This is a genomic window from Capillimicrobium parvum (genome assembly GCF_021172045.1).
Lineage (GTDB): Bacteria > Actinomycetota > Thermoleophilia > Solirubrobacterales > Solirubrobacteraceae > Capillimicrobium > Capillimicrobium parvum.
On record NZ_CP087164.1, the window covers coordinates 1,941,520 to 1,964,972 of the forward strand.

A 23,453-nucleotide genomic window follows, 5' to 3' on the forward strand; every position below is an offset into this window, starting at 1 on the left:
TTGGACATCCGCAACCTATCGCGGCGAACGGGACCGGCCGTGCCACCGCGCAGCCGGTAGGAGCTCGTCAGGCGATCCGGAAGGCGAACGACCCCGCGTCGCCGCCCACGGACGGGAATCGGCGCGTCACCTCGGGATCATGGCCGGGCACGACGAGCGCACCGTCGGCCTCCAGCCCGCGCACGAGCTCGTAGGCGGCGTACATCTCCCGCAGATCGACGACGATCCCGAACGGCCGGCCGAGCTCGAGCTCCTCGTACAGGTGCACGGCGTCGGAGGTCAGCACGACCGGCCCGCGCGCGGTGTCGACCACGAGCACCTGCTGGCCGGGGGAGTGGCCGCCGACCGTGATCGCGCGGATGCCGGGCGCGACCGTCTCGTCGGCGCCCGTCGTCCGGGCGCGACCCTCGCGCTGAGCGCTCAGCAGCAGCTCGACGTCGTCGCTCTCGACGTGCGACCAGAACGGCGCGTGACGGGCCACCGGCGTGCTCCAGAACGCCGCCTCCGCCTCGGGGACGACCAGGCCGGCCCCGGGGAAGCGGTGCAGGTTGCCGGTGTGGTCCCAGTGGAAGTGGGTGACGATGATCTCGTCGATCGACCTCGCGTCGATGCCGAGCCGGGCGAGCGCGTCGGGCAGCTCGACGATGCCCGAGCGCCCGGGCCGGCGCGCCACCGTCTCGGGACGGAAGCCGGTGTCGACGAGCAGGGTTCGCTCGTCCGAGCGCAGGACGTAGACGTAGTACGCCATGTCCTGCGGCGCGTCGGGCTCGTCGTAGGCGCCGTAATGGTGAAAGAGGACGCTGCGCGGGAGCGTCGCCTGCCCATAGCGGATCGCCACGATCTCCCACACGTCTAGACGCGGACCTGCGTGCTGAGGGCGGCGAGGATGCGGCGCACCGCGTTCTCCACGTCCTCGGGCGCGGCGCGCAGGACCTCGGCGATCTCGCTCGTGGTCGAGCCGTCGAGCAGCATGCCGACGATCGGGCGGTCGGCGTCGTCGAGCTGGTCGAGCGCCTCGCGCATGAGATAGTGCGACGACTCCGGCAGCAGACGCTCGCCGCCGTAGACCAGCCGGATCGCCTCGAACAGGTCGCGCGCGGCGACCCCCTTGTCGATGACGCCGTCGGCGCCGGCGATGCGGGCGGGCAGCGCGAGCGACGGGCTCGCGTAGGCCGAGTACACGAGGACCTTCGGCGGCGTGATCTGGCGCTTGATGCGATGGCACAGCTGCAGGCCGTCGGTCTCCGGCAGGTGATAGTCGAGGAGCACGAGGTCGGGGCTCGTGCGCCGCAGCAGCGGCCAGACCGACTCCTCCTGACCGTTGCTCTCGCCGGCGAAGACCAGGCCCGGCTCCGCTTCGATGACCGTGCGCAGGCCGGCGCGGAGCGCAGGATGGTCGTCGACGATGGCGATGCGGATCATGGATGGACCTCTCCGTTCGTGGGGACGTCGACGAGAACCCGCGTTCCGCCGCCGTCGCGGGCGCTGATCGTGAGCTCGGCGCCGATGCTCGCGGCGCGGCCCTGCATGGCGAGTATGCCGGTGGCGTGCGGGCGGCGCCCCGTCGGCAGGCCGCGGCCATCGTCGGCGATCGCCATCCGCAGCCCGCCGCCGCGCGGCTCGAGCGTCACGTCGATCGCCGTCGCCTCGGCGTGGCGCAGGGCGTTCGTCAGGGCCTCGCAGCCGATCCGGTAGACGTGCGCGGCGACGAGCGGCGACATGTCGGGCGCCGTCCCGCGGACGCTGATGCTGGGGCCGTCGTCGGGCGCCATCGTCCGCGCGCGCTCGGCGAGCGCGATGTGCAGCGGCCGGCCCTCGAGCGGCGAGCGCAGCTCCGCCAGGCTCGTGTCCATGTCGGCCGCGGCCGACTGGAGCTCGATCGACGCGCGCTGGACGGCGGGCTCGACGTCGTGGCCGACGCGGTCCTGCAGCGAGCTGACCAGGAGATGCGCCGCGTGGAGGCGCTGCTTGGCCGAGTCGTGCAGCTCCCAGGCGATGCGCCGGCGCTCGGCCTCGATCGCGAGGCGCTCGCGCCGCGTGCGCTCGAACTGCAGGCGCCGGATCGCGTCGGCCGCGTAGCCGAGCCCGAACACCAGCAGCGCCGGCAGGGCGAGGTGGACGACGAGGGTCTCGGAGGTCAGCGGGCGCACCGTTCCGGGCGCCGGGCCGCCGATGATCGCCACGACGAGGTAGACGAGCGTCGCCCCGAGCCCGAGCCAGACGGTGTAGCGCAGGCGCAGCTGCACCGCGGGCAGGGCGAGCGTGGTGAGCCAGAGCAGGTAGAACGGGCTGCGCCAGTCGCCGGAGGCGTACACGAGCACGAGCACGAACAGGCTGTCGAACACCCAGGCCACGGGCTCGCGCCGGATGCGCGGCCAGAGGGCGATGAGCACGGTGCTGCCGGCGCCGTAGGCGCTGAGGACGATCAGCGCGACGTCGGCGGAGCCGAAGGCCAGGAGCGCCGTCGCGATCCCGCTCGCCATGAGGCGGACGGCGATGAAGAGCACCAGCCAGGGCATCGCCTCGCCCTCGGCGAGCCGTCGACGGGTCCTCCACGCGGTCAGTGGCAAAGCAGCGAACATGGTGCCGGGTTTCGCCGGGAGTCGCGCGCAGGTTCACGGACCCTGTGGTTCAATCGCCGCGTGTCTGAGACTGCCGCGGACCCCGGATCCGCATACGAGACGATCAGGGTCGCACGCGACGGCGCGGTCGCGATCGTCGAGCTGCACCGGCCCGACTCGCTGAACGCGATCAGCCTCGACATGGGTCGCGAGCTCCTCGCCGCGCTGCGGGCGATCGCCGCGGATCGCGACGTCGGCGCGGTGGTGCTCACCGGGGCCGGGCGCGGCTTCAGCTCGGGCGCCGACCTGCGCGACGTCAGCGGCGCCACCACGCAGACGGGGCGCCCCGACGTGGCCGGCCGCCTGCGCGACACGCTGAACCCGATCACGCTCACGCTGCGCGAGATGCCCCAGCCGGTCGTCGCCGCGGTCAACGGCGTGGCCGCCGGCATCGGCTGCGCCTACGCGCTCGCGTGCGACGTCGTCATCGCGGCACGCTCGGCCTCGCTGCTGCTCGCGTTCGTCAACGTCGCGCTCGTGCCCGACGGCGGCGCGTCGCTGCTCGTCTCCGCACGGGGCGGGCTGGGCCGCGGGCTCGAGATGGCGCTGCTCGGCGAGAAGGTGTCGGCCGAGCAGGCGCTCGCCTACGGGCTCGTCAACCGCATCGAGGACGACGAGCGGCTGCTGGAGAGCGCGCTCGACGTGGCCCGGGGCCTGGCCGCCGGGCCGCCCGAGACGCACGCCGCCATCAAGCGCCTGCTCAACGAGCCCTACCTCGAGCCCCTGCGCCGTCAGCTCGAGCTCGAGGCGGACGCGCAGGCCGCGCGCGTCGAGTCCGACGAGGCGGTCGAGGCCATCAGCGCGTTCCTGCAGAAGCGCGCGCCGCGCTTCCGCGGCTGACCCTCAGCCGGCGCGCACGCCCGCCGGCGGCGCGTCAAGCCGCGCTTCCGCGGCTGATCCTCAGCCGGCGCGCACGCCCGCCGGCGGCGCGTCCTCGAGCGCGAGGTCGTCGATCGGCAGCTGGGGGTCCAGGCCGGCCTGCTCCCACGCCTGGCGGAACTCGTCGACGTGGCGCCGGGTCATCAGCTCGGCCGCCTCGCCGTCGCCGTGGCGGATCTCGGTGAGGATGCGGCGGTGCCGGGCGAGCGCCCCGCCGGTGAGCCGCTCGCTGGACATGAAGCGGTCGAGCGCCGGCATGAGCAGCTGGGTGATCGGTGCGCGCGCGAGGATGAGCGCGGGGTTGCCGGCGATGTCGGCGATCGCCAGGTGGAACTCCTGGTCGAGCCGGTTCCACGTGGCGAAGTCCGTGAGGTGGGCGGCCTGCGCGTCGAGGTTGTCCTCGAGCTCGCGGATGTCGCCTGGGGCGGCACGCTCGGCCGCGAGTCGCGACAGCTCGGGCTCGAGCAGGAACAGGGCGCCGTGCAGGTCGGCGAAGGTGACGTTGTTGCGCCGCAGCGCGCGGACGAGCTCGCGCTGGACGGGCTCGTCGTCGTCGCGGCGCACGACCATGATGCGCGGGCTCACGCGCTCGACGAACCCGGACTCCTGCAGCGTGCGCAGGGCCTCGCGGATCGTCGAGCGGCTGACGCCGAAATGCAGGGCCAGGCGCGTCTCGGAGGGAAGGCGGTCGCCGACGTTCAACTCCCCGCCGACGATCTGACGGCGCACGAGCCCCGCGATCTCCTCGTAGGCGAGCTTCGCCTTCGCCGGCCGCGCGTCGGACGCCATCGCCGCGGTCAGCCCTCCGCCACCAGCGCCGCGGCGGCGTCGGCGATCGAGTGGGCTCCCGGCAGCAGCGCGCGCTCGAGCGCCGGGTTGAACGGCATGGGCACCGAGGGCGTCCCCAGCCGGCGGACCGGCGTGCGCAGCAGGTCGAAGAGGTCGTGGCCGACCCGGGCGGCGATCTCGGCCCCGGCGCCGAAGTCCTGCACCGCCTCGTGGACCACGAGGACGCGTCCGGTGCGCTCGGCCGATCGCAGAACGGTCTCCATGTCCAGGGGAACGATAGAGCGCAGGTCGATGACCTCCAGCGAGACGCTCGCCGCCTCCGCCGCGCCGAGGCACTCGCGCAGCGACTGGCCCCAGGTGACGACGGTGACGTCGTCGCCGGGCGCTGCGATCCGCGCGCGGCCGAGCGGCAGCGGGTCGACCCCGAGCTCGCCGCGCATCGCGTACAGGCGGCGGTTCTCGATGAACACGACCGGCCCCGGGTCGCGCACCGCGTCGAGCATCAGGTCGTGCGCGTCGGTGACGGTGGCGGGCATGACGACCTTCAGCCCCGGGACGTGGGCGAGCATCGCCTCGAGGCTCTGGGAGTGCTGGGCGCCGGCGCTGCGGCCGGCGCCGGTCTGGGTGCGGAAGACGATCGGCACCTTCAGCGCGCCGTTCGTCATGTACCCGAGCTTGGACGCCTGGTTGAGGATCGGGTCCAGGCACACGCCGATGAAGTCGAGGAACATGATCTCGACGATCGGGCGCAGGCCGGTCATCGCGGCGCCGACCGCCGCGCCGACGTAGCCCATCTCGCTGATCGGCGTGTCGATGACGCGGTCCGGGCCGAAGCGCTCGTGCAGCCCGCGCGTGACGGTGAAGATGCCACCGCCCGCGCCGACGTCGATGCCGATCAGGACAACGCGCTCGTCCTCCTCCATCGCGTCGGCGAGACCCCGGTTGAGCGCCTCCATGTAGCGGGTCTGCGCCTTGACGGGCGCGGCGGCGGGCGAGTCAGTCGCCGAAGACATGCGCGTAGGCCTCCTCGAGCTCGGGGTCCGGAGCCGCGCGCGCGGCCTCGACGGCGCTCTCGACGCGGGCGCCGGCGCGTTCGCGGAGCTCCTCGAGCTGCTCGCTGGTCGCGTCGCCGGCCTCGGTGAGCCGGCGGCCGGCGACGACCAGCGGGTCGGCGTCGCGCCAGGTGGCCGACTCGTCCTGCGGCTTGTAGGGCTGGGCGTCGCCTTCGTAGTGGCCGTGCCAGCGATAGGTCTCGAACTCCAGCAGGAACGGGCCGTCGCCGGCCCGGCAGCGCTCGGCGGCGTCGAAGGTGACGGCGTGGACCGCCTCGACGTCGTTGCCGTCGATGGTTGACGCCTCGACGCCGTAGGCGACGGCGCGGTCGGCAACGCGCGGGACCCGGGTCATCGTGCGGCTGTCGGAGAACTCGGCGTAGATGTTGTTCTCGCACGCGAAGATCACGGGGAGGTCCCAGATCGCGCACAGGTTGAGCGCCTCGTGGAACGTGCCCTGGTTGACCGCGCCCTCGCCGAAGAAGGCGACCGCGACGCGGTCCTGGCCGAGGCGCTTGCTCGACAGCCCGGCGCCGGTGGCGAGCGGCATGCTCGCGCCGACGATCGCGTTCGCGCCGAGGATGCCCTTCGCGGGGTCCGCGACGTGCATCGAGCCGCCCTTGCCGCCGCACAGCCCGGTGGCCTTGGCGAACAGCTCGGCCATCATCCCGTCGAGGTCGGCGCCCTTGGCGAGGACGTGGCCGTGGCCGCGGTGGGTGGTCGCGAGGTAGTCGTCGTCGCGCAGTGCCGCGCAGACGCCGGCGGCGACCGCCTCCTGGCCGAGCGAGGTGTGGACGAAGCCGGGGATCTCGCCGTCGCGGTACAGCTCGGCGACCCGGGTCTCGAAGGCGCGGATCAGCGCCATGCGTTCGTAGAGCTCGAGGAGCATCACGCTGGCAATAGTGCCAGACAATAAATAGAAAGACAAGCTTGACAGGCGCGGGACAGCATCGTACTGTCTGACACTCACCGATTCGACGGAGGAGCTAACGCGTTGGTCACCGCGGTCGTCATGCCGCAGCTGGGGCTGGAGGTCACCGAGGGGACCGTGGTGGAGGTTCTCGTGTCCGTGGGTGCCCGCGTGGAGAAGGACGACCCGCTCGTTGTGCTTTCCACGGACAAGGCCGACACCGACGTGGTCGCGCCGGTCTCCGGCGTGGTGCGTGACGTCGGCGTGGAGGTGGGCGAGACCGTCGCGGTGGGAGCGACGCTGCTGGCGCTCGAACCGCTCGACTCCGCCGACTCCGCCGACTCCGCCGACTCCGCCGACTCGCTCGGTCCCGCCGCACGTGCGGGCGCTGATGCCCGCTCAGCGGGCACGGACAGCCAGACGTCCGGGGCCGCGTCGCCGCCGCGCCTGCGGGCCGCGCCGGTCGCCCGTCGCGCGGCCTCGGACCTCGGGATCGAGCTCGCGTCGATCGCGCCGGGCAGCGGGCCGAACGGGCGCATCACGCTCGACGACGTGCGGCGCGCGGCGGCGGCCGGCGCGCACGCGGGCAACGGGGCTCCGGCCGAGTCCGCCCCGGCCCGTCCCGCGCCGGCCGAGTCCGCGCCGGCCGAGTCCGCGCCGGCCGAGTCCGCGCCGGCCGAGTCCGCGCCGGCCGAGTCCGCGCCGGCCGAGCCCGCCCCGGCCCGTGCCGCGCCGGCCAAGCCGGCCCCGGCCCAGCCTGCGGCGGCCGGCCTCGAGCCGCTCACGCCGCTCAAGCGCGCGGTCGCGCGGCGCATGGCCGCCAGCCAGCGCGAGATCCCCCAGTTCCAGCTCGTCCGCGAGGTCGACGCGACGCACCTGCTGGCCCAGAAGGACGCCGCCGCCGCGGCAGCCGCCGAGGGGCCGCGGCCCGGCGTCAACGACCTGCTCGTCCAGGCGATCGGCGAGATGGTCGCCCGCCACCCCGACCTCGGCGCGGTCTTCGTCGCCGGCGAGGACGGCGGACAGCCCGCGCTGCGCCGCGCGCAGTCCGTCGACGTCGGCCTTGCGGTCGCGACGGACGGCGGCCTGCTCGTCCCCGTCATCCGCCGCGCGGACGAGCGCAGCCTGCGGGAGATCGCCGCCGAGCGCGTCCGGCTCGTCGACGCCACCCGCGCCGGTCGCATCGACCTCGCCGAGCTGAGCGGCGGAACGATCTCGCTCTCGAACCTCGGCAGCTTCGGCATCGACCGCTTCACGGCGATGGTCAACCCGGGGGAGTCGGCCATCGTCGCCGTCGGGCGGACCGTCGAGCGCCTCGTGCCCCGCGGCCGCGGCATCGCGGTCGTGCCGATCCTGACCCTCACCCTCAGCCTCGACCACCGCGTCGTCGACGGCGCCGCGGGAGCGCGCGCGCTCGCCGACCTCGCCGACCTGCTCGAAGGAGCGATGCGATGGCGGATCTAGCGATCGTCTTCGGCGGCGCGTCCGGGATCGGCGCGGCCTGCGTCGATGCGCTGCGGGCGCGGGGCGACCGCGTCGTCATCGCGGACCTCAAGCCGCCCGAGGGCGACCCCGACGCCTACGCGCTCGACGTCCGCGACCGCGACGCCGTGCACGCCGCCGTCGGGGACGCGACCGAGCGCCACGGGCCGCTGCGCGCGCTCGTGTACGCCGCGGGCACCGCGCGCGTGACGCCGATCCTCGAGATCGGCCAGAAGGAGTGGGACCTCGTCGTCGCCGTCAACCTGCACGGCGCGTTCCACGCAGTGCAGGCCGGCGCACCGGCGATGAGCGAGGGCGGAGCGATCGTCCTCATCTCGACGGTCGACGCGGTGTCGCCGGTCGGCGGCCTCGCCCACTACTGCGCGGCGAAGGCGGGGCTCGAGTCGCTCTCGCGCTCCGCGGCGCTCGAGCTCGGCGCCCGTGCCATCCGCGTCAACGCGGTCGCGCCCGGCGTCGTGCGCACACCGCTCATGGCCGGGCAGCTCGCGCGCCCCGAGGTGGAGCGCGGCTTCCTCGAGCGCATCCCCCTCGGCCGCATCGCCGAGGGTGGCGACATCGCCGAGCTCGTCGCCTTCCTCACCTCCGATGCCTCCAGCTGGATCACCGGAACCACCATCCCCATCGACGGCGGCATGCACCTGCGCGAGCACCCGCCTCTGCTGCCCACCGACCAGGAGACCGCCGCCCCATGAGCACCGACACCCCGACCCTCACCGTCACCACCGACCGCTGCCAGGACCTTCTCACGCAGATCGTCCGCATCCGCAGCGTGGTCGGCGAGCCCACCACCGCGCACCTCTGGGTCAGCGAGCGGCTGCGCGAGCTCGGCATGACCGTCGAGCACTACGCCGTCGAGGGGCGCACGGCGCCGCTCGTCCTCGGCGTGCTGGAAGGGGACGGCGACGAGCCCGGCGTCCTCTTCGACGCGCACTTCGACACCGTGCACGCCCGTCCCGAGGACTGGTCGCGCGATCCGTGGGGGGCGCAGGTCGAGGACGGCGTCCTCTACGGGCGCGGCGCCGTCGACAGCAAGGGCACGCACGTGTCGATGCTCGCCGCGCTCGAGGCGGTCGTCGCCGTGGGCGCGAGCCGGCGCGGCCCCATCTACTTCATGTCGGACTCCGACGGAGAGGACGGCTTCCGTGGCGCGGCGCTCATGGCCGACCTCGGCGTCGCGCAGCGCATCGACACGGTGTTCAGCGCCGAGGCGACGAGCAATCGGGGCATCGAGATCGCCTACCCCGGGATCTCGACGTGGAAGGTCACCGCGATCGGCCGCACCGCGCACCCGACCGAGCCCGAGAACGGCATCAACGCGATCACGAAGATGGCCAAGCTCGTCGACGCGGTGAACGCCGGGCGCCTCGAGACGCCGCGCGGCTCGTCGGACTGGTTCGAGCCCCGCGTGACGCTGCAGGCGATTCGCACGCTGCCGGGCGGGGGCTGGACGATCCCCGGCCGCTGCGACGCCGTCGTGTCGGTCATGTCGCCCGCCGGCGCGACGCTCAACGAGGTCCGCGACTCGATCGACGCGTTCCTGCGCATGCTCGAGCGCGAGGACGGCGAGGTGCGCTTCGAGTTCAAGGTGCTGCCGATGGGCGGCGGCCGCCTGTGGCTGCGGCCCGGCGAGTCCGACCCGAACCATCGCGGCGTCCGCGCGATCGACGAGGCCATCAGCGCGGTGCGCGGCGCCCCGGGCGAGGTGCGCAAGTTCAACGGCGGCTGGGTCGACGCGGTCGAGCTCATGCGCACCGGCCCGGACGGCTACGGCAGCCCGGCGGTCATCACGTTCGGCCCCGGCGACTTCGACCAGGCCCACGCGGTCGACGAGCACATCGCGATCTCCGAGGTCCGCGACGCCGCCGAGATCTACGCGCGCACGACGCTCGCGCTGCTCGGCTGAGCGGCTGGGCGCCCGCACATCGCATCGACCGTCGAGTTCCTGCGGCTGACGCTGAGGAACTCGACGCTCGGTGCAAGTACGCTCCGCCGCCGTGAACGATCAGCTGAGACGCCGGTCCGTCGGGGCCCCGGCCGCCCGATCCGTGCTGCTCACGCTGCTCGGCGAATACGTCCTGCCGGCCCCGGACGGGGTGTGGCAGGAGACGCTCATCCGGGCGCTCGGCACGATCGGCCACAAGACGCAGTCGGCGCGCCAGGCGCTTGCGCGCAGCGTCACCGCGGGCTGGCTGCTGACCGAGCGCCACGGCCGTCGCTCGCGCGTGCACCTCACGCCGGACACGGCGGAGATGCTGACCGTCGGCGCCCGCCGCATCTACAGCTTCGGCGAGCCGTGGGAGTGGGACGGGCGCTGGCTGCTCGTTGCGCTGCGCGTGCCCGAGAACCGGCGCGAGGTGCGCCACCAGGTGCGCTCGCGCCTGGCGTGGGCCGGGTTCGGCTCACTGGGCGGCGGCCTGTGGCTGAGCCCGCACGTGTCCCGCGAGAGCGAACTGCGCGACCTGTCGTCGAACGGCTCGGTCGCCGAGGTGATCTCCTTCCATGCCGAGATGGGCGCGCTGGGCGACACCGAGCGCGTGGTCTCCGAGGCCTGGGACCTCGACGGTGTCGCCGCCGGCTACCACGAGTTCATCGCCCGCTTCGAGCCGTGGGCGCCCGGCACGCCCGAGGAGGTCTTCCGCGCCCAGACCGAGCTCGTGCACCACTGGCGCAAGTTCCCGTTCCTCGACCCCGACCTACCGGTCTCGATGCGCCCCGCCGGCTGGCCGAAGGACCGCGCGCACGACCTGTTCGCCGAGCGCCACGCGCGGTGGCACGAGCCCGCGCAGGCCTACTTCCGGTCGCTCGAGGCCGGCGAAGCCGACGAGCCCGGCGCGTCGTCGAAGTCCTCGCGCAGCGCCTCGAAATAGGAGCCGCACGCGCGGCAGCGCCACTGGGCGGTGATGATCTGCCCGCCCCACTGGCCGACGCGCTCGGCGTCGGCCGCGTCGCAGAACGGGCAGGTCAGGGCGTCCATCGCCGCGTCTCCGCGTTGCAGAACGGGCAGGTCAGGGCGTCCATCGCCGCGTCTCCGCGTCCCAGCGCGACCAGTCGGCCGGCTCGTCGAGGGCGATCGCGACGCCCTCGCGCTCCAGCAGCGCGACCAGCCACGCGCGGACGAGCTCGCGCTGCTGCGCCGGGCTCTGGGTCACCATGCCCGCTTCCATGACGGCGGCGAAGCCGGGGTCGTCGTCCGGTCCGGCCCAGCGTCCCGCCTGCTCCCACGTGGAGAGCAGCGCGGCGACGAACGCGTCGCGCTCCTGCTGCGAACCGCGGCACAGCCGCTTGGCCCACGCCTCGGCGTGGACGCGGTGCGAGCCCTCCTCCTGCAGGATCTTGCGCGCGCGCGACGCCATCTGCTCCACCGACGAGTCGACGCACGCCGCGACGAACGTGGCGAGCACGCCGTCGACGAGGAGGTTCGCCGCGATGAACGCGGTCCAGTCGGGCAGCTCGTCGTCGAGCAGGGCGAGGCGCCGGCCGCCGGCGGCCTCGGGGTCCTCGACGCCGAGGGCGTGGAGGACCGGGTAGGTCGAGCGCGCGTGGCCGAGCTCGTCCTGGGCCATGGCGGCGGCGGCGACGGCGGATTCGAGAGTGGGGGCGCTGACCGCCCACTCGGCGTAGCGACGGCCGAGCGCCGCCTTGTTGTCGGCGAGTGAGCCGACGAGCGAGGCCATGCAGACCTGCGGTGAGATCGTCAGGCTCATGCCCGGATCGCCTCCCTGATCGCGCTTCGCGGGACGATGATCATCTCGATCCACGGCTGCTCGTCGTAGATCGAGCGTGCGGCGACCAGGGCGAGGTCTTCATCGTCCTCGCCGACGGTGCCGACATGGTGCAGCGGGTCCTCGTAGGCCTTGCGGGCGAACACTTCCCAGATCGCGTTTCGCCCTTCCATCCTCGCGAGCTCGGACCTCGGGTCGACGTTGCTCATGCGACGATCCCCAGCTTTCGCATGGTCGCCCGTGCGTCATCGCGGATCCGCGCGCGGGTCCACACCGGGTCCCACACGATCTCGATGCGCACCTCGTCGACGTCGGATTCCGCGAGCAGGCGTTCGCGGATGTCGTCCTGGATGAAGTCCATCGCGGGGCAGCCCATCGCGGTGAAGGTGAGCTCGAGATCGACCGCGCGCTCGTCGGCCCGGTAGGCGATCGACACGATCAGGCCCATGCCGACGACGCTGATAGGGATCTCCGGGTCCTCGACGTCGCGCAGCGCCGTCCACAGCCGCGCCTCGACCGCCTGCACCGGCGTCAGGGGGCCCGCGGCAGCCGCTTCGCGCGCCGCCTCATCACGGGTGATCGTGGCGGTGGCCCCCATCAGTTCATCACCGCCAGGCGCGACCGGTAGCCCTTCTGAAGCCGGCTCACGTAGGACTGGTTCATCGGCCCGCGGCCCTTCCAGCGCTCCTGGACCTCCTCCCACGTGATCGGCCCCTCGTCCAGCAGCCAGCGCTTGGCCTCCTCGTCGAACCGCGCCGGGAACGGGCAGTCGATCGCCCAGCGCTGCTGCGCCTCGTCCCAGTGGGCAGGCACGTCGATGCCGACCTCGTCCATGAACGGGACGACCTCGGCCATCCACGCCTGGCGCAGCTCGTCGTTGCTCATCCCCTTGAAGCCGTACTCGAGCTGGATGCCGTGCTTCTTGCGCGCGTCGGGCAGGCCGAACCACTCGAGCGTCAGGATGAACATCCAGTCCGCGGCGGCCTGCACGCGCGCCTTCTCGACGGGGTCGGCGCAGAGCTTCTTGACCCAGGTGCGGCCGTGGCGCAGGTGGAAGGTCTCCTCCTTGTCGACCTTCGCCAGCGCGCGCTTCCACGGCCCGAAGGTCGAGGAGCGGTGCACGTCGGAGAGCAGGACGAAGCCGGCCTGGTCGTAGAGCGCGTTGGCCATGACCAGCTCGTGCCAGGAGTCCAGCGGCACGTCGAACGCGTACGGGTACTTGAAGGCGCCGGGCTCGCGCTCGTAGATCAGCGCGCTCATGTCGACGCCGAGGTCGCCCAGCAGCCGGTAGCCGATGTGCGCGTGCGCGAGCTCGTCCTGCACGATCGAGACCGCCGAGCCGAAGTTGTTCAGAGCCGGTGCGTGCTGCGCGGCCCGCAGATAGGCCGGCGCGCTGACGAGCTCCGTGTCGGCGGAGACGGTGAGGATCCGCCGGATCCCTCGCAGGTACTCGGGCGACATGTGCTGCAGGCCCTCCACGAGCTTGCCCGCCGCCAGGTGCTCGCGAACCTGGTCCTCGCTGCGCTGTGCGAGCTCCTCGACGGGGAGCGCGGTGGGGGTCATCGGCGGCATCTCCTCAGGGGTCAACGTGTGACACTTGACTGACGGACGACAACGTATAGTATCTCTCACGATGCCGTCAAGCGTGCTGCTCGCGGAGAGGGACGAGGGCGTCCTCACGCTCGTCCTCAACCGCCCCGACCGCCGCAACGCGATCGATCCGCAGCTGCGCGACGCGCTCGCGGACGCCCTCGACACGGCGGCCACCGACGCCGCCGTGCGCGGCGTCGTCCTCACCGGCGCGGGCGGCGCGTTCTGCGCGGGCGGCGACCTCGCCCGCTTCGACGAACTGCACGACGCGCGCGCCTACCGCCACGTCGCGCACCGCCTGACCGAGCTCGTCGAGGCGGTCGAGCGGCTCGAGAAGCCGGTCGTCGCGGCGATCGACGGCGTGGTGACCGGCGCCGGCCTGGCGCTCGCGCTGGCCTGCGACTGGCGGGTCGGCTCGCCGCGCGCGCGGATCCTGTTCCGCGAGGGGAGCCTCGGCCTCGTGCCGACCCACGGTGGGCTCACCCGGCTCGTCAAGCTGCTCGGGCTCGCCCGCGCGAAGGAGGTGCTGCTCGGCGGCGACGACCTCGACGCGCCCGCGGCGCTTCAGGCCGGCCTGCTCTCCGAGATCGCCGACGACGCGCCGGCCGCCGCTCGCGCGCGCGTGGAGAAGATGCTCGTCCGCGCACCCCTGTCCTTCGCCGCTGCCAAGCGCCTGCTGACCCTCGCCGCGGACGTCGACGCCCGCAGCGCGGTCGTGGCCGAGTCGCTCGCGCAGACCGCGCTGTTGCAGACCGACGACCACCGCGAGGGCCTCGCCGCCACGCGTGAGCGCCGCGCGCCCGAGTTCACGGGAAGATGAGCCGATGGCCCACCTGATCGAGTTCGAGGGCGCGAGCCCCACCATCGGCGAGGACGTCTACCTCGCGCCCACGGCCGTCCTGATCGGCGACGTCCATGTCGGCGACCGGTCGAGCATATGGTTCGGCGCGGTGCTGCGCGGCGACAACTCCGAGATCCGCATCGGCGCCCGCACGTCCGTGCAGGACAACGTCGTCGTCCACTGCGCGCGTGACCTGCCGACCGTCGTCGGCGACGACGTGGTCGTCGGCCACGGGGCGCTGCTCGAGGGCTGCGTGATCGAGGACGGCGCGCTCGTCGGCATGGGGGCGATCGCGCTGCAGCGCTCGCGCCTCGGCCGCCGCGCGCTCCTGGCCGCCGGCGCGGTGCTCGGCGAGGGCACCAAGATCGGCGACGAGATGCTGGCCGCCGGGATCCCGGCGACGGAGAAGAAGCGCCTGTCGGGCTCGGCCCTCGGCTGGGTCGACGGCGGCGCAGACGAATACGTGCGACTCCGCGCGCGCTACCTGAGCGCGAGCGCGGAACTGATCCCCGACTGAGGAGACGGCTGATGGAAGCGGCGATGCTGATCGGCGGCGAGTGGCGACAGGCCAGCGGCAGCGAGGCGATCGAGGTCGTCAACCCGGCGACGGAGGACGTCGTCGGCTCCGTGCCGAGCGCGTCCGCCCAGGACGTCGATCTCGCCGTGGCGACGGCGAAGCGGGCGTTCCCGGAGTGGGCGGCGGCGGACGCCGAGAAACGTGCGGGCATCCTCGCGCGGGCGGCCGACCTCATCGCGGAGAACGCCAAGCCGCTCGCCGCGATCCTGACCTCCGAGCAGGGCAAGCCGGTGGCCGAGGCGATCGGGGAGGTCAACCACCTCGCGCACGGCGTCCACTACTACGCCGAGTCGGCGACGAAGGTCCAGGGCACCTATCAGGACCTCCCGTCCGCGTTCGGCCCCGCCTACGGCCAGGTCATGCGCCGGCCGATGGGCGTATGCGCCGCGATCACGCCGTACAACTTCCCGCTGACGCTGCTCGGCACGAAGGTCGCCCCGGCGCTGGCGATGGGCAACACCGTCGTCGCCAAGCCGGCCGCGACGACGCCGCTGGCCACGCTCGAGGTCGCCCGGCTCTTCGCCGAGGCCGGCGTCCCGGACGGCGTGCTGAACGTCATCACGGGGCGCGGCTCGACGGTCGGCGACGTGCTCGTCGGCCACCCCGACGTGCGGCGCATCGCGTTCACGGGCTCGACCGAGGTCGGCCGCCACGTGATGTCGGTCGCCGGCCCGCTGCTCAAGCGCGTCACGCTCGAGCTCGGCGGCAGCGATCCGGTCATCGTGTGCGATGACGCCGACGTCGACGCCGCGGTGAAGGCGGTGATCATCGGCCGGTACTGGAACGCCGGGCAGGCCTGTCTGGGCTGCAAGCGGGTCTTCGTCCACGACTCGGTCTACGACGACTTCGTCTCCCAGCTCGTGGACCGCGTCGGCCGCTACGAGCCGGGCGACGGCACGGTGAAGGCCGAGAAGCCGCGCCTGCGGATGGGGCCGATCCACACCCGCGCCGGGCGCGACGAGCTCGTCGAGCAGATCGAGGACGGCGTCGCGCACGGCGGCGAGGTGCTCATCGGCGGCGGGACGGCCGGCCACGACAAGGGCTACTTCCTGGAGCCGGCGGTCGTCGCCGAGCCGGGCGCCGACTCGCGGCTCGTGCGCGAGGAGGTCTTCGGCCCGGTGCTGCCGATCTTCCGGTACAGCGACTTCGACGACGCGCTGCGGCGCGCCAACGACACGTCCTACGGCCTCGGCTCCTCGCTGTGGACGCACGACGTGCGCAAGATCCATCGCGCAGCAAAGGAGATCGAGGCGGGCATGACCTGGGTCAACCAGATCCACTACGGCTACGACGAGCTGCCGTTCGGCGGGGTCAAGGACTCCGGGTTCGGAAAGGAGCACGGGCTCGAGGCGCTCGACTCCTACGTCGAGCTCAAGAGCGTCGTCGTCGGAGGGCTCGTCTGATGGCGGTCACGTTCGAGGCCGACGGCGCGGTCGGCACGATCACGCTCGACAACCCGCCGGCGAACTCCTACGACCTGCAGGTCATGACCGAGTTCTCCGAGGCGGTCGACGCCGCGATCGGCAGCGAGGCGCGCGCGATCGTCGTGCGCAGCGCGTCGCCGAAGTTCTTCTCCGCGGGCGCCGACGTCAAGAAGTTCCTCGACGGCGACGTCGACGCGAACATGGCGATGATCCGCACGAGCCAGGCGGCGTTCAAGCGGATGGCGGCGGCGCCGCAGCTGTTCCTGGCGCACATCGCCGGCCACGCGCTCGGCGGGGGCCTGGAGATCACGCTGGCCTGCGATCTGCGCTACGCGAGCGAGGGCGCCTACAAGCTCGGCACGCCGGAGGTGACGCTGGGCCTGCTGCCCGGCAACGGCGGGACGCAGCGGCTGACGCGGCTGCTCGGGCCGTCGCGCGCGATGGACCTGCTCATCACCGGGCGCACGTTCTCCGCGCAGGAGGCGCTGGACTGGGGGCTCGTGAGCGCGCTGTACTCCGCCGATGACGCCGAGGCGAAGGTGCGCGAGCAGGCCGAGCGCTTCGCCGCCGGGCCCGCGCTCGCGCTCGCCGCGATCAAGCGCTGCGTGCACGAGGGCGGCGACCAGCCCCTCGACCGGGGCCTGGCGCTCGAGGCCGACCTCGTCGAGACGCTGTTCCGGTCGCGCGATGGCAATGAGGGGCTGACCGCGTTCGTCGAGAAGCGCACCCCCGAGTTCGTGGGGGCCTGACGCATGGCGACGACGACCCAGGCGCTCGAGCGCGGCGCGTTCATCGACGGCGAGCTGCAGCCGATCGGCGCCGACACGCTCGAGATCCGCAACCCCGGGACCGGCGAGCTCGTCGGCCACGCGACGGCATCCGACGCGGCGACGGTCGACGCGGCGGTGCGGGCCGCGCAGGCCGCGTTCGGCGACTGGTCGCGGCGCGGCCTGGCCGAGCGCGGCGCTCTGCTGGTGCGCGCCGCCCATGCCTTCGAGGCCCACGTCGACGACCTCATGCCCGGGCTCGTCGCGGAGCAGGGCAAGACCCTGCGCGAGGCGCGCATCGAGCTGACGAAGGCGGCCGACACGCTGCTGCACTACGGCGAGCTCGGCCGCGCGGTGCGCGGCGCGTCGGTGCACGGGCTGGCGGCCGGGGTGGAGGGGCGCGTGCTGCGCCGCCCGCTCGGCGTCGTCGGCGCGATCGTTCCGTGGAACTTCCCGACGACCCTGCTGTGCAACAAGCTCGGCCCGGCGCTGCTGACCGGCAACACGGTCGTGGCCAAGCCGGCGGACACGACGCCGTTCACGACCCTCGCGCTGGCCGAGATCCTCGCCGAGGCCGGCCTCCCGCCGGGCGTCTTCAACGTCGTGCCGGGCACGGGCGCCGTCGCCGGCGAGGCGCTCGTCACCCATCCGCTCGTGCGCAAGGTGGCGTTCACCGGCTCGACGCCCACCGGCGCGCGCGTCATGGCGCTCGCCGCGCAGGGCATCAAGCGCGTCACGCTCGAGCTCGGCGGCAGCGATCCGATGATCATCTGCGACGACGCCGACCTCAAGGCCGCCGCATCGGCCGCGGCGATGGGCCGCTTCTACAACTGCGGCCAGGCGTGTCTGGCGATCAAGCGCGTCTACGTGTTCGACTCGGTCGCCGACGGCGTGATCGAGGCGATCGCCGACAAGGCGCGCAAGCTGCGCCTCGGCCTGGGCCACGTCGAGGGCTCGCAGATCGGGCCGCTGCACACCGAGCGCCAGCGCGCTCTGCTCGAGCGCCAGATCGCCGAGAGCGGCGGCGAGGTGCTCGCCGGCGGCGGGCGCCCGGACGACCCGGCGCTCGCGGGCGGCTGGTTCCACGAGCCCACCGTCGTGCTCGAACCCGCGCACGACTCGCCGATGGCGCAGGAGGAGGTCTTCGGGCCGGCGCTGCCGATCTGGCGGGTGCGCGACCTCGACGAGGCGATCGAGCGCGCCAACGACTCGCCGTTCGGCCTCGGCTCCTCGATCTGGACGCGCGACCTCGACCGCGCGCAGCGCGCGGCGGCCGAGCTCGAGTGCGGCTACACGTGGGTCAACTCGCCGACGAAGGTCTACGACGAGCTGCCGTTCGGCGGTGTCAAGCAGTCGGGGGTCGGCAAGGAGCACGGGTTCGAGGTGCTCGACTCGTACACGGACCTGAAGTCCGTGGTGGTCAAGAGCGGCTGAGGAGAGACGCTGATGCAGGCAACGCTGGTGGCGCCGGAGCGCTACAACGCCAGCCAGGTGGTGGACCGCAACGTCGACGCGGGCCGCGCGGACAAGGTCGCGTTCCGCGCCTCGGACGCGACGCTGACCTACGACGATCTGCGCCGCCAGGTCAACCGGATGGGCCGCCTGCTGCGCGAGCTGGGCGTGCGTCGCGAGGACCGCGTCCTGCTCGTGCTCGACGACACGACGGTGTTCCCGATCGCGTTCCTGGCCGCCATGCGGATCGGCGCGGTGCCGGTGCCGGTCAGCCACCTCGACAAGGCGGCGAATTTCCGCCACTTCGTCGAGGACTCCTACGCCGAGGTCGTCGTCACGGACGCGGCGTGCCTGCCGCGGCTCGCCGAGGCGCTGGCCGACCACGCCGAGCTGCGCTACCTCGCGCGCGGCGGCGAGGGCCCGGGCGTCGTCGAGCTCGACGCGGGGCTGGCCGCCCAGTCCGACGAGCTCGACCCCGCCCCGACGCACCGCGACGACGCCGGCTTCTGGCTCTACAGCTCGGGGTCGACCGGCAAGCCGAAGGGCGTCGTGCACCTTCAGCACGACATCGAGGTCACCTGCGAGACGTACGCGCGCCAGGTGCTGGACCTGCGCGCCGACGACGTCACGTTCTCGACCACGAAGCTCTTCCACGCCTACGGGTTGGGCAACGGGCTGTCGTTCCCGCTGTGGTTCGGCGCGACGTCGGTCCTCATGTCCGGGCCGACGCGGCCCGAGCCGATCCTCGCCACCCTGCGCGAGCAGCAGCCGACGGTGTTCTTCTCGGTGCCGGCGCTCTACGCGGCGATCCTGCGCGACCCCGGCGCCGACGGCTCCCTGGGCTCCGTGCGGCTGTGCGTCTCGGCCGCCGAGGCGCTGCCGCCGACCACGCTGTCGGGCTTCCGGGAGCGCTTCGGCCTGGACATCGTCGACGGCATCGGCTCCACCGAGATGCTGCACATCTTCTGCTCGAACGCGCCGGGCCGCATCGAGCCGGGCACGACGGGCCGGCCGGTGCCCGGCTACGACCTGCGCATCGTCGACGAGGACGGGACCGTGCTCGAAGGGCCGGCGGTGGGCTCGCTCGAGGTCCGCGGCGACTCCTGCGCGGCCTACTACTGGCACCAGCACGAGAAGACGAAGAGCTGCATGCGCGGCGACTGGTTCACGACGGGTGACCGCTATGAGCGCCGGCCGGACGGCGCGTACTCGTACGTCGGGCGCAGCGACGACATGCTGAAGGTCGGCGGTCTGTGGGTGTCGCCGATCGACATGGAGAACGAGCTGATCGCCCATCCGCGCGTGCTCGGCGTCGGCGTGGTCGGGGTCACCGTGGACGGCGCGAGCCGGGTCGCCGCCTACGTCGAGTGCGACGGCGAGGGCGACGACGCCCTGGCCGAGGAGCTGCGCACGTGGTGCAAGGAGCGGATGCGCCGCTACGAGTACCCGCACGTCGTGGAGTTCGTCGGCGACCTGCCGCGCACGCTGAACGGCAAGGTCCAGCGGTTCCGGTTGCGTGAGATGGCGGCGGGACGCCGGTAGATTGCCGGGCGTGACCGGCGCCCGTCCCGACCGCGACGACCTCTCTGTCCTGCTCGAGCTCGCGGCGCCCGCCGGGCGCGACGTGCTCGACGTCGGCTGCGGGCTCGGGACGCTCACGCGCGAGCTCGCCGCGGCGGGGGCGCGGGCGATCGGCATGGAGATCTCGCCCGAGCGGGCCGAGGCTGCGGCCGCCCAGGACGCCGCCGGCGTCGCAACCTACGTCGCGGGGCGCGCGGAGGCGCTGCCGCTCGGCGACGCGACGATGGACGCGGTCGTCTTCATGCGCTCGCTGCACCACGTCCCGGGCGAGCTGATGGACGCGGCGCTGGCCGAGGCGCGGCGCGTGCTGCGGCCCGGCGGCGTCGTCTACCTGGCCGAGCCGCTGACCGAGGGTGCGCTGTTCGCGCTCATCCGCCGGGTCGACGACGAGACGAAGGTGCGCGAGCTCGCGCAGGCGGCGATCGCGCGGGCGGACGGCGCGGGCTTCGAGCGAGCGGCCACGGTCGAGTACGACCGCCGGATGCGCCTCGCCGACGTCGCGGCCGTGCGCCGGCTCGTCGTGGGTGTCGACCCGGCCCGCGCCGCGGCGTTCGACGCGTCGGTGGACGAGATCGCCCGCGACTTCGAGGCCCTCGGCGAGCCGGACGGCGACGGCGGCGGACGGTGGTTCGGCCAGCCGATGCGGGCGGACCTGCTGCTGGTCAGACCAGCGGCTCGGTGAACGCGCGCAGCGCCGCGAGCGTCTCGGCCGCCGCCTCGAGGTGCGGGCTGTGGCCGCCCGGCACGTGGACGCGGAATACGTCCCCACCCGCCCCTCGCACGCGAGCCTCGATGCGGTCGAGCTGGTCGAGCGTGCCGTAGGGGTCGCCGACGCCCTGGATCAACAGGGTGGGGCAGGCGACGCGCTCGGCGTCGGCCTCGAGGCTCCAATCGCGGAACGCGGGGTCCAGCCACACGTCGCACCAGCCCCAGAAGGCGGCGTCTACGTCATCGTGGTGGCGGGCCATGCGCTCGCGCAGGTCGCCGGAGGCGTAGCGCTCGCGGGCGGCCTCGATCTCGCGCACCGTGACGTCCTCGACGATCACGTGGGGCGCCAGCAGCGCGATCCCGGTGACCGGGTGGCGGCCGGCGTGGATGAGCGCGATCGAGGCGCCGTCGCTGTGGCCCACGATGATCGGCTCGGGCGCGTCGAGTTGGGCGAGCACGTCGGGCAGGACGTCGAGCGCCTCGGTATGGAAGAAGGCGGGCGTGCGCGGCTGCGGCGGCGGCTGCGAGCGCCCGTGCCCGAAGCGCGAGAACGCGAGCACGCGCCGGCCTGTCGCCTCGTGCAACGCCTGCGGGAAGCCGCGCCACAGGCCGACCGAGCCGAGCCCCTCGTGCAGCAGCACGAGCGGGCGGCGGTCCGGGTCCCCCGGCAGCTCGAGCGCCTCGATGCGCCGCCCGGCGACGCGGACGTCGGGCTCCACGCGTGCGCCCGTCACGAGGCCGGGACGATGACCGCGGCGTCGAGCGGCTCGGCGTAGAGCCGGGCGACGTGGTCCGCGCGACGCTCGAGCACGATGCGCTGGTTGATGTAGCCCTTGTCGGTGATCTCACCCGCGTCGATGCTCGGCGGCTCGGCCAGCAGCAGCAGCCGTTCGATCCGCGAGGCCGAGCCGGCGCCGTCGTTGAGCGCGGCGAGCCGCGCCGCGAGGTGGGCGCACAGGGTGGGGTCGTCGAGCGCGACGTCGTCGTCGGCGCCGCCGCAGACCCGCCGCGCCTCGGCCTGGTTGACCCACGCGAGCGCGGCGACGGCGTCGCGGTCCTGGCCGCAGATGACCGCGTCCGTGAGCACCCCGGCGGTCGAGACGAGCTGCGTGCGCAGCCGGCCGACGGTGACCCAGGTGCCGGTGACGAGCTTGAAGTCCTCGGCCAGGCGCCCGTCGAACATCAGCCCCTGCGCGGGATCGGCGGGGTCGGCGAGGCGCACCGCGTCGCCCGTCAGGTAGAAGCCCTCCTCGTCGAACGCGCGCGCCGTAGCGTCCGGATCGCGGTGGTAGCCGGGCGTGACGTTCGGCCCCTTGACCCGGACCTCCCGCTTCTCGCCGGCGGGTGTGAGCTTCAGCGTCACGCCGGGGATCGGCACGCCGATGCATCCGCAGACGGAGTCGGGGAAGTGCGCCGACGTGGCGCCGGGAGCGGTCTCGGTCGTGCCCCAGGAGGCGGTCAGCGGGACCGGGTGGTCGGCGTGCTCGTCGGCCAGCGCGCGCATGCGCTCCCAGACTGCCGGCGGCAGCGCGGCGGCGGCGTAGAACATGAAGCGCAGGCGGGCGAAGAAGCGCCGCGCGAGGTCTGCGTCGGCCTCGAGCGCGCCCGCGAGCAGCGCGAAGCCGGCAGGGACGTTGTAGTAGACCGTGGGGGAGACGTCGCGCAGGGCGCTCACGGTGCGAGGGAAGAGCGCCGGCGCAGGCTTGCCGTCGTCGATGTACAGCGTGCCGCCGAACGCGATCGTCTGGTTGAGGTTGTGGTTGCCGCCGAAGGTGTGGCTCCAGGGCAGCCAGTCGACGAGCACGGGAGGCTCGTGGTGCAGGAACGGCCAGATCTGGCCCAGCGACTGCTGGTTGGAGCACAGCATCCGGTGCGTGTTGATCACGCCCTTCGGCGCGCCCGTCGAGCCGGACGTGAAGAGGATCTTGGCGACCGTGTCCGGGCCGAGCGCGGCGACGGCGCGCTCGACGTCCGGGCCGGGCTCCGTGGCGGCGAGATCGGCGAACGCGTCGAGGCCGGCGACCTGCTGTGCGACCCGGTCGCTCACGGCGCCGAGCGCGGCGGCGAACGGGTCGGCGTCGGCGGCGAAGACCATCGCGGGCTCGCACAGCTCGACGATCTGGCGCAGGCGGCGGTGGTCCTTCGACATGAGCGAGTACGCCACGCTCACCGGCAGGACGGGCACGCCGGCCGTCAAGGCGCCGAGGGCCATCACGAGATGGGCGAGCGAGTTGCCGCTGAGGATCATCAGCGGGCGGTCGGCACCGAGCCCGCGGTCCAGCAGCGCCTGCGCGACGCCGTCGGCGCGGGTGCGCGCGTCGCCCCAGGTCAGCGTCGTCCACGGCTCGGCGCCGGGTGCCCGCTCTGCGGCGAACACGCGGTCGGGATGGGCCTCGGACTGTGCACGGAAGGCGTGCACGAGGCTGGGCGGGTACGCGCCGAGCGGGTCGGCCGACCGCAGGATCAGCGTCCCGTCCGGCCGCTCCTCCGCGAGGATGCGCGGGGTGGCGAAGAGCGGTGTCGCGGTGGGGGAGACGGCCACGACAAGATACTAACGCGGCACGAGCGCAATGCAACTGTCTTGCGTCAGCGGCGGTCGGCCGGCGCCGACGAGAGCGGCAGGTTCTGCAGGCGCAGGTGTCCGCGTGCGACGAGCTTGCCGTCTTCGATGCGGCTGATCGACACCTGCCACAGCTGCTGGGTGCGGCCCTGGAAGATCGGCTCGGCGACCACCTCGAGATCCGCGACCGTCACCGGGCGCAGGAAGTCCGTCGTGTTGCTCGTGCCCACCGCGTACATGTCGCGGTCCTGCACCGCGACGCACGCGCCGACGCTCGCCACGCCCTCGACGACGATGGCGTAGATGCCGCCGTGCACCACGCCGAACGCCTGGTGGTGGCGCTCGTCGAGGGAGATGGTGGCGCGCACGCGGGTACCGCTCAGCTCGTGTAGCTGGTAGCCCGCCGACTGCCGGAACGTCTCGATCAGCGCGCCCGACGGCCACGGTTCGACGAACGTCTTGGGCGGTTCCACGATG

Annotated in this window: 26 protein-coding genes; 12 read left to right on the forward strand and 14 right to left on the reverse strand. The window is 73.3% G+C overall.

The features are described from left to right. Positions 1-67: 67 nt before the first annotated feature. The 3 genes from DSM104329_RS09660 to DSM104329_RS09670 are packed head-to-tail and all read right to left on the reverse strand — an operon-like array spanning position 68 to position 2,519. On the reverse strand, positions 68-838 hold the full coding sequence (locus DSM104329_RS09660) for an N-acyl homoserine lactonase family protein (protein ID WP_259315222.1): 771 nt from the start codon (positions 836-838) through the stop codon (positions 68-70). 14 nt (positions 839-852) lie between these two features. Continuing rightward, complete coding sequence (locus DSM104329_RS09665) at positions 853-1,422, reverse strand: response regulator (RefSeq protein ID WP_259315223.1); 570 nt, start codon at positions 1,420-1,422, stop codon at positions 853-855. Continuing rightward, on the reverse strand, positions 1,419-2,519 hold the full coding sequence (locus DSM104329_RS09670) for a sensor histidine kinase (RefSeq protein ID WP_259315224.1): 1,101 nt from the start codon (positions 2,517-2,519) through the stop codon (positions 1,419-1,421). The genes DSM104329_RS09665 and DSM104329_RS09670 overlap by 4 nt, the downstream gene beginning before the upstream one ends. 123 nt (positions 2,520-2,642) lie before the next feature. Here DSM104329_RS09670 and DSM104329_RS09675 point away from each other — a divergent pair, with 123 nt between their 5' ends. Beyond that, positions 2,643-3,461: an enoyl-CoA hydratase/isomerase family protein gene (locus DSM104329_RS09675; protein WP_259315225.1), complete on the forward strand. Its 819-nt coding sequence runs from the start codon at positions 2,643-2,645 to the stop codon at positions 3,459-3,461. A 60-nt stretch (positions 3,462-3,521) separates the two neighbouring features. Here DSM104329_RS09675 and DSM104329_RS09680 read toward each other — a convergent pair whose 3' ends face one another. Genes DSM104329_RS09680 through DSM104329_RS09690 form a run of 3 tightly spaced genes read right to left on the reverse strand, consistent with a single transcriptional unit; the run spans position 3,522 to position 6,230 of the window. Then, a complete protein-coding gene (locus DSM104329_RS09680) occupies positions 3,522-4,289 on the reverse strand; it encodes a FadR/GntR family transcriptional regulator (protein WP_259315226.1) in 768 nt (255 codons plus the stop codon). A gap of 8 nt (positions 4,290-4,297) precedes the next feature. Continuing rightward, positions 4,298-5,302, reverse strand: a complete 1,005-nt coding sequence (locus tag DSM104329_RS09685; protein WP_259315227.1) for an alpha-ketoacid dehydrogenase subunit beta — start codon at positions 5,300-5,302, stop codon at positions 4,298-4,300. Next, positions 5,286-6,230: a thiamine pyrophosphate-dependent dehydrogenase E1 component subunit alpha gene (locus DSM104329_RS09690; RefSeq protein WP_259315228.1), complete on the reverse strand. Its 945-nt coding sequence runs from the start codon at positions 6,228-6,230 to the stop codon at positions 5,286-5,288. Before DSM104329_RS09690 ends, DSM104329_RS09685 begins: the two co-directional genes overlap by 17 nt. A 105-nt stretch (positions 6,231-6,335) precedes the next feature. On the opposite strand from DSM104329_RS09690, the gene DSM104329_RS09695 reads away from it, so the two are divergent. From DSM104329_RS09695 to DSM104329_RS09710, 4 genes are all read left to right on the forward strand, one after another. Beyond that, a complete protein-coding gene (locus DSM104329_RS09695) occupies positions 6,336-7,715 on the forward strand; it encodes a dihydrolipoamide acetyltransferase family protein (protein ID WP_259315229.1) in 1,380 nt (459 codons plus the stop codon). Continuing rightward, the gene (locus tag DSM104329_RS09700; protein WP_259315230.1) at positions 7,703-8,446 is read left to right on the forward strand and encodes an SDR family NAD(P)-dependent oxidoreductase; all 744 of its coding nucleotides are present in this window, start codon (positions 7,703-7,705) and stop codon (positions 8,444-8,446) included. Before DSM104329_RS09695 ends, DSM104329_RS09700 begins: the two co-directional genes overlap by 13 nt. Then, complete coding sequence (locus DSM104329_RS09705) at positions 8,443-9,657, forward strand: M20 family metallopeptidase (protein WP_259315231.1); 1,215 nt, start codon at positions 8,443-8,445, stop codon at positions 9,655-9,657. The genes DSM104329_RS09700 and DSM104329_RS09705 overlap by 4 nt, the downstream gene beginning before the upstream one ends. A gap of 91 nt (positions 9,658-9,748) precedes the next feature. After that, complete coding sequence (locus tag DSM104329_RS09710) at positions 9,749-10,621, forward strand: PaaX family transcriptional regulator (RefSeq protein WP_259315232.1); 873 nt, start codon at positions 9,749-9,751, stop codon at positions 10,619-10,621. On the opposite strand, the gene DSM104329_RS29270 is transcribed toward DSM104329_RS09710, so the two are convergent. Genes DSM104329_RS29270 through DSM104329_RS09730 form a run of 5 tightly spaced genes read right to left on the reverse strand, consistent with a single transcriptional unit; the run spans position 10,543 to position 13,039 of the window. Then, positions 10,543-10,728: a PaaD family protein gene (locus DSM104329_RS29270; RefSeq protein ID WP_456064513.1), complete on the reverse strand. Its 186-nt coding sequence runs from the start codon at positions 10,726-10,728 to the stop codon at positions 10,543-10,545. The two genes, DSM104329_RS09710 and DSM104329_RS29270, sit on opposite strands and share 79 nt — an antisense overlap. 31 nt (positions 10,729-10,759) lie before the next feature. After that, entirely contained in the window at positions 10,760-11,458 is a 699-nt protein-coding gene (locus DSM104329_RS09715; RefSeq protein ID WP_259315233.1) for a phenylacetate-CoA oxygenase subunit PaaI, read from the reverse strand. Next, positions 11,455-11,685: a hypothetical protein gene (locus DSM104329_RS09720; protein WP_259315234.1), complete on the reverse strand. Its 231-nt coding sequence runs from the start codon at positions 11,683-11,685 to the stop codon at positions 11,455-11,457. The genes DSM104329_RS09715 and DSM104329_RS09720 overlap by 4 nt, the downstream gene beginning before the upstream one ends. After that, entirely contained in the window at positions 11,682-12,074 is a 393-nt protein-coding gene (locus tag DSM104329_RS09725) for a metal-sulfur cluster assembly factor (protein ID WP_259315235.1), read from the reverse strand. The genes DSM104329_RS09720 and DSM104329_RS09725 overlap by 4 nt, the downstream gene beginning before the upstream one ends. After that, on the reverse strand, positions 12,074-13,039 hold the full coding sequence (locus DSM104329_RS09730) for a phenylacetate-CoA oxygenase subunit PaaI (RefSeq protein ID WP_259315236.1): 966 nt from the start codon (positions 13,037-13,039) through the stop codon (positions 12,074-12,076). The genes DSM104329_RS09725 and DSM104329_RS09730 overlap by 1 nt, the downstream gene beginning before the upstream one ends. Before the next feature lie 70 nt (positions 13,040-13,109). Here DSM104329_RS09730 and DSM104329_RS09735 point away from each other — a divergent pair, with 70 nt between their 5' ends. From DSM104329_RS09735 to DSM104329_RS09765, 7 genes are read left to right on the forward strand one after another with little or no spacing between them, the layout of a single operon-like run. Continuing rightward, positions 13,110-13,886, forward strand: a complete 777-nt coding sequence (locus tag DSM104329_RS09735; RefSeq protein ID WP_259315237.1) for an enoyl-CoA hydratase/isomerase family protein — start codon at positions 13,110-13,112, stop codon at positions 13,884-13,886. 4 nt (positions 13,887-13,890) lie between these two features. Continuing rightward, entirely contained in the window at positions 13,891-14,424 is a 534-nt protein-coding gene (locus tag DSM104329_RS09740) for a gamma carbonic anhydrase family protein (RefSeq protein ID WP_259315238.1), read from the forward strand. Between the two features lie 11 nt (positions 14,425-14,435). Further along, positions 14,436-15,887, forward strand: coding sequence for an aldehyde dehydrogenase family protein (locus tag DSM104329_RS09745; protein WP_259315239.1), 1,452 nt, complete (start codon positions 14,436-14,438; stop codon positions 15,885-15,887). Then, on the forward strand, positions 15,887-16,657 hold the full coding sequence (locus DSM104329_RS09750; protein WP_259315240.1) for an enoyl-CoA hydratase/isomerase family protein: 771 nt from the start codon (positions 15,887-15,889) through the stop codon (positions 16,655-16,657). The genes DSM104329_RS09745 and DSM104329_RS09750 overlap by 1 nt, the downstream gene beginning before the upstream one ends. A 3-nt stretch (positions 16,658-16,660) precedes the next feature. Continuing rightward, on the forward strand, positions 16,661-18,109 hold the full coding sequence (locus DSM104329_RS09755) for an aldehyde dehydrogenase family protein (RefSeq protein WP_259315241.1): 1,449 nt from the start codon (positions 16,661-16,663) through the stop codon (positions 18,107-18,109). Between the two features lie 12 nt (positions 18,110-18,121). Then, positions 18,122-19,669, forward strand: a complete 1,548-nt coding sequence (locus DSM104329_RS09760) for a benzoate-CoA ligase family protein (RefSeq protein ID WP_259315242.1) — start codon at positions 18,122-18,124, stop codon at positions 19,667-19,669. 10 nt (positions 19,670-19,679) lie between these two features. Continuing rightward, a complete protein-coding gene (locus tag DSM104329_RS09765; protein ID WP_259315243.1) occupies positions 19,680-20,390 on the forward strand; it encodes a class I SAM-dependent methyltransferase in 711 nt (236 codons plus the stop codon). Here DSM104329_RS09765 and DSM104329_RS09770 read toward each other — a convergent pair. Genes DSM104329_RS09770 through DSM104329_RS09780 form a run of 3 tightly spaced genes read right to left on the reverse strand, consistent with a single transcriptional unit; the run spans position 20,371 to position 23,449 of the window. Continuing rightward, positions 20,371-21,150 (reverse strand): alpha/beta fold hydrolase, encoded by a 780-nt coding sequence (locus tag DSM104329_RS09770; RefSeq protein ID WP_259315244.1) that lies wholly within the window; start codon positions 21,148-21,150, stop codon positions 20,371-20,373. The genes DSM104329_RS09765 and DSM104329_RS09770 overlap by 20 nt on opposite strands. Next, entirely contained in the window at positions 21,147-22,958 is a 1,812-nt protein-coding gene (locus DSM104329_RS09775) for a feruloyl-CoA synthase (RefSeq protein WP_259315245.1), read from the reverse strand. The genes DSM104329_RS09770 and DSM104329_RS09775 overlap by 4 nt, the downstream gene beginning before the upstream one ends. A gap of 44 nt (positions 22,959-23,002) precedes the next feature. Further along, positions 23,003-23,449 (reverse strand): PaaI family thioesterase, encoded by a 447-nt coding sequence (locus DSM104329_RS09780; RefSeq protein ID WP_259315246.1) that lies wholly within the window; start codon positions 23,447-23,449, stop codon positions 23,003-23,005. Between the last annotated feature and the right edge of the window lie 4 nt (positions 23,450-23,453).